At 25.3% G+C, this 4099-nt stretch carries 5 protein-coding genes; 3 read left to right on the plus strand and 2 right to left on the minus strand.

Annotated elements, in window-relative coordinates:
• Nucleotides 1-146 precede the first annotated feature (146 nt).
• The gene (locus I4U58_RS12875; protein ID WP_195931745.1) at nucleotides 147-1052 is read right to left on the minus strand and encodes a LysR family transcriptional regulator; all 906 of its coding nucleotides are present in this window, start codon (nucleotides 1050-1052) and stop codon (nucleotides 147-149) included.
• Between the two features lie 175 nt (nucleotides 1053-1227).
• Between I4U58_RS12875 and I4U58_RS12880 the strand changes: the two genes are divergently transcribed.
• The 3 genes from I4U58_RS12880 to I4U58_RS12890 are packed head-to-tail and all read left to right on the plus strand — an operon-like array spanning nucleotide 1228 to nucleotide 3006.
• A complete protein-coding gene (locus I4U58_RS12880; protein ID WP_195931746.1) occupies nucleotides 1228-2067 on the plus strand; it encodes a DUF5685 family protein in 840 nt (279 codons plus the stop codon).
• Nucleotides 2057-2476, plus strand: coding sequence for a hypothetical protein (locus I4U58_RS12885; RefSeq protein ID WP_195931747.1), 420 nt, complete (start codon nucleotides 2057-2059; stop codon nucleotides 2474-2476). Before I4U58_RS12880 ends, I4U58_RS12885 begins: the two co-directional genes overlap by 11 nt.
• Before the next feature lie 41 nt (nucleotides 2477-2517).
• Complete coding sequence (locus I4U58_RS12890) at nucleotides 2518-3006, plus strand: hypothetical protein (protein WP_195931748.1); 489 nt, start codon at nucleotides 2518-2520, stop codon at nucleotides 3004-3006.
• A 67-nt stretch (nucleotides 3007-3073) separates the two neighbouring features.
• Here the strand turns inward: I4U58_RS12890 and I4U58_RS12895 are convergent, their stop codons facing one another.
• Nucleotides 3074-3964 (minus strand): helix-turn-helix domain-containing protein, encoded by an 891-nt coding sequence (locus I4U58_RS12895; protein ID WP_195931749.1) that lies wholly within the window; start codon nucleotides 3962-3964, stop codon nucleotides 3074-3076.
• Between the last annotated feature and the right edge of the window lie 135 nt (nucleotides 3965-4099).

Below are 4099 nucleotides of genomic sequence, written 5' to 3' on the forward strand. Positions count from 1 at the left end.
GTTAAAAACTATAGTTAAGAAAATAATAAATTTATAAAATACAAATACTAAAAACATATAATTATTTTTATTAAAATGATGAAAAAGAATGATTTTTGATTACGATTTGTAGTATGGATTTTTATAAAAAATAATTGCTCAAGCAATTATTTTTTTAAAAGATCCTTTAACATTTGTAAATATATTTGTCCAATATTAGATAGAGTAATGTCCTTATGATAAATTATACCGATATTTATAACTTCATCAACATCAAGAGGGATGGATATAATTTTTCTACCACTTAAAAAATAAGCAGGATACATACCAGAAGAAATTGTATATCCATTAAGTCCTACCATAAAGTCAAATATTGCAGCCCTATCACTAATTTTTATACTCTTTTTTACGCTACGAGTACTTAATATTTCTTCTGAAAAGTAAAATGAATTATATGTTCCTTGTTCAAATGATAAGCAAGGATATTCATCAAGATCTTCTAGTGTAACTATTTTTTTAGATGCAAGGGGATGATTTTCGCTTATAAATATATGAGGTTTAGCTTTTATTAGAGATAAAAATTTAAGATTGCTTTCACGAATAATTTTTTGTAGTACACTTTTATTATAATTGCTTAAATATATAATTCCGATTTCACTGCGTAAATTTTTTACATCATCAATAATTTCAAAGGTTTTTGTCTCTCTAATAGAGAATTCATATTTATCACCACCATATTTTTGTATTAATGATATAAATGCGTTTGTAGCAAAACCATAATGTTGGGTAGATACGCAGAAGTGTTTTTTAGCATACTTATCTTCAATATATTTTTCTTCGAGTATTTCATATTGCTGAATAACTTGTCTTGCATAGCCGATAAATTCGTATCCTTCATTTGTAAGAGTCATACCTCTATTAGTTCGTACAAAAATAGTAATTTGTAATTCTTGTTCTAGCTCTTTTATAGAATTTGAAAGACTTGGCTGGGATATAAATAAACTTTTGGCGGCTTCGTTGATAGAGCCTTTATCAGCTATAGCAAGCACATATTTTAATTGTTGTAAAGTCATATTAATCACCTACTTTTATTAGAAATTATAATCTTTATATTAAAAATTATAGTATAAAATTATTGCAAATAAGCAATTATAAAGCTAGATTTCTTAATATATTGTAATAAATTAAAACTATATTAAAGTGATATACTAATATTAAAAAGTTAAAATGTCAAAGGAAGGAAAAATCATGTTTGGTTATATAAGAATAAATAAGATGGATTTGACATTTAGAGAATATGATTATTATAAAGGGTATTACTGTGGTTTGTGTAAATATTTAAAAGAAAACCATGGTGAAATTTCAAGATTATCATTAAATTACGATATAACATTTTTAATAGTAATTTTAACAGCTCTTTATAAAGTGGAATCAAAAGTTACAGAAGAAAGATGTATTGCTAATCCATTAAAGAAAAAAATGCGTATAGTAAATGAAATAACTGAATACGCAGCAAGTATGAATATACTTTTATCATATTACAAATTAGAAGATAATTTATATGATGACAATACAATAAAAGATAAATTAGCATATGCAATTTACAAAGGAAAATTAAAATCAGCGTATGAAAAATATCCCGAGAAGGCAGAATATATCAAACAACAACTTTTAAATTTAAGAGAATTAGAAAATGAAAAATCAAAAAGTATTGATAGAGTTTCAAATACATTTGGAAACTTAATGGGAGAAATATTTGTATTTAAAAAAGATGAATATGAACAAACTTTAAGAAACATAGGGTTTAACTTAGGAAAGTATATCTACATACTAGATGCATATGAAGATTTAGAAGAAGATTATAAAAATAAAAGATATAATCCATTTATGGATTATATAGATAAAAAAGAAGAGTTAAAAAATAAAGTAGATAGGTTAATAAGTATGTCTTTAGGAATGGTTGCTAAAAATATAGAAAATTTAAATCTTGAATTTAATAAAGCTATAATAGACAACATAATATATTCTGGAGTTTACTTAAGATATAAACATATATTAGAGGAAGGGTGTGAAACAAATGTACAGTAATGTATATCAAGGTCAATTTGGAGATATAAGAAGTCTGATGGCTAAGAAGGAATTTCAAAGAGCATATGATTTACTTCAAAAGATAAACAATAAGTGTAGTGAATGGTACTATCTAACTGGACTATCAGCTATGAATATTGGATATTATGATGAAGGTGAAGAATATATAAAAACAGCGGCCACTATGGAGCCAAAAAACGAAGAATATAGTCATGCATTTAATCAATATAACCAATATAGAAACGACTATAATAATCACTCATATAACTACAATCGAAGAAAAAGAAATGATTCAAATGGTTGTTGCTGCTGTTGTTGTGGTGATGACTGTTGTGATACATTGTGTCAATTATGGTGCGCTGATCAATGTTGTGAATGTTGTGGAGGCGACTTAATAAGCTGTTGTTAAAATAATTGTCACAAGTTTTAATTTAAGGGAGGATTGATTAAATGGGCAGAAAAATTGCATATACAGGGATGCTTTTGGCAGTAGATGTTACGATATTTTTAATGGTTAATTTATTTCAAACAAATACTATTTTTCTGTTGGGTTTAGCATCTCTTCCTATTGCTATTGTTATTATGAATTGGGGGCCAAAAACAGGCATAGTATTTTATCTAGCATCTGTAATACTTAGTTTTATAGCAATGGCAAATAAAATTCATTGGGCTATATATACACTTACATTTGGCATATATGGATTGATTAAATTTTTAATAGAACAAGATAGACCAATAATTTTGGAATATATACTTAAGTTACTTTACGCAAATATAGCTTTAGTAATATTATATTTTATTGCAAAACAATTTGTATATGTACCTTCAAAGTGGTATCTAGTCTTATTATTTGAAGTAGTATTTTTAATATATGATTATGTTTATTCTTTATTTATAGATTATTATGATCAAAAGCTAAAACATATTTTTGAAAAATAAATTTAAAAGAGATATCTATTATAATTTAATTATTTATTATGGATATCTCTTTTTATATATTTAAATCTTATGAATTTCTATATTCATGTGGTGTTTGACCTGTTTTCTTTTTGAATATTTGTATATAATGACTTACATTGTTGAACCCTACATTTTCAGCAATATCTAGTATAGAAAAGCTGGTATTTTTTAATAATTTCATACTTTCGTTAATTCTATAATTAATTAGATAATCGTAAGGTGACATTTTAAGTGATTTCTTGAAAAATCTGCAACACTCACCTTTACTAACAAATACAGAATCAGCAATATCTTGAAGAGTGATTTTATTACTATAATTTTTATGAATAAAGGATAAAACATCTTTGACCCTTTCTTCATTGATTGGTTTGGGTTCTGTTTTTTGAGAAAATATATCATTTTCATTCAGTACTAATAAAAGCCAAAATCTCATTAAATTTATATAAATTTCTAATTCATATCCTCTAGATTTTGATATGTCAGCAGTTATTATATCCATAATGAATTTTAATGCTTCTTTTTCCCACTTATTTTCCCCATAAATTTCAATTGAATTTAAATTATCTGCTGTAATAACGGGGTCGATGTACTTTTGTTCAATTATGCTTCCAGGGAAAGTTTTTAATAACTTAGGGTTAAATATTACAGAATGATAGATACAATCTTTATCACCAACACTTTTAGCCATGTGTATTCTTTGTGTATTTATAAAAATTCCCTGACCACTCTTTAAAATATATGACTTTTCCCCAACTATAAACTCTATAGACCCCTTAGTTACAATTGATATTTGTATTTCATCATGCCAATGAAGTTTAACATAACCTTTAGAAAAATTTCTAATTTCACTAAAACTAACTTCAAAGGGGAATGAATACATTTTTTCAATACTAATATCTTCTAATTTGTCATTTAAAACCATTTTATTAGGACGCATAAAATTCACCCCTTATATGTTAATATATTGATATTTTTTCGTTAAGATACTGATAGAAATAAAGTTATCTTGACGATATAATTATAATTGAAAATATCTAGTTAATCAAATTAAACTAGCAAAAAATATATTGTT

This window comes from Clostridium sp. 1001270J_160509_D11, from assembly GCF_015667935.1.
Lineage (GTDB): Bacteria > Bacillota > Clostridia > Peptostreptococcales > Peptostreptococcaceae > Intestinibacter.

Excerpts from the sequence above, each read along its gene's own strand:
- I4U58_RS12895 (WP_195931749.1), bottom strand. The coding sequence starts at position 3,964 with ATGCGTCCTAATAAAATGGTTTTAAATGACAAATTAGAAGATATTAGT.
- I4U58_RS12885 (WP_195931747.1), top strand. The coding sequence starts at position 2,057 with ATGTACAGTAATGTATATCAAGGTCAATTTGGAGATATAAGAAGTCTG.
- I4U58_RS12880 (WP_195931746.1), top strand. The coding sequence starts at position 1,228 with ATGTTTGGTTATATAAGAATAAATAAGATGGATTTGACATTTAGAGAA.
- I4U58_RS12875 (WP_195931745.1), bottom strand. The coding sequence starts at position 1,052 with ATGACTTTACAACAATTAAAATATGTGCTTGCTATAGCTGATAAAGGC.
- I4U58_RS12890 (WP_195931748.1), top strand. The coding sequence starts at position 2,518 with ATGGGCAGAAAAATTGCATATACAGGGATGCTTTTGGCAGTAGATGTT.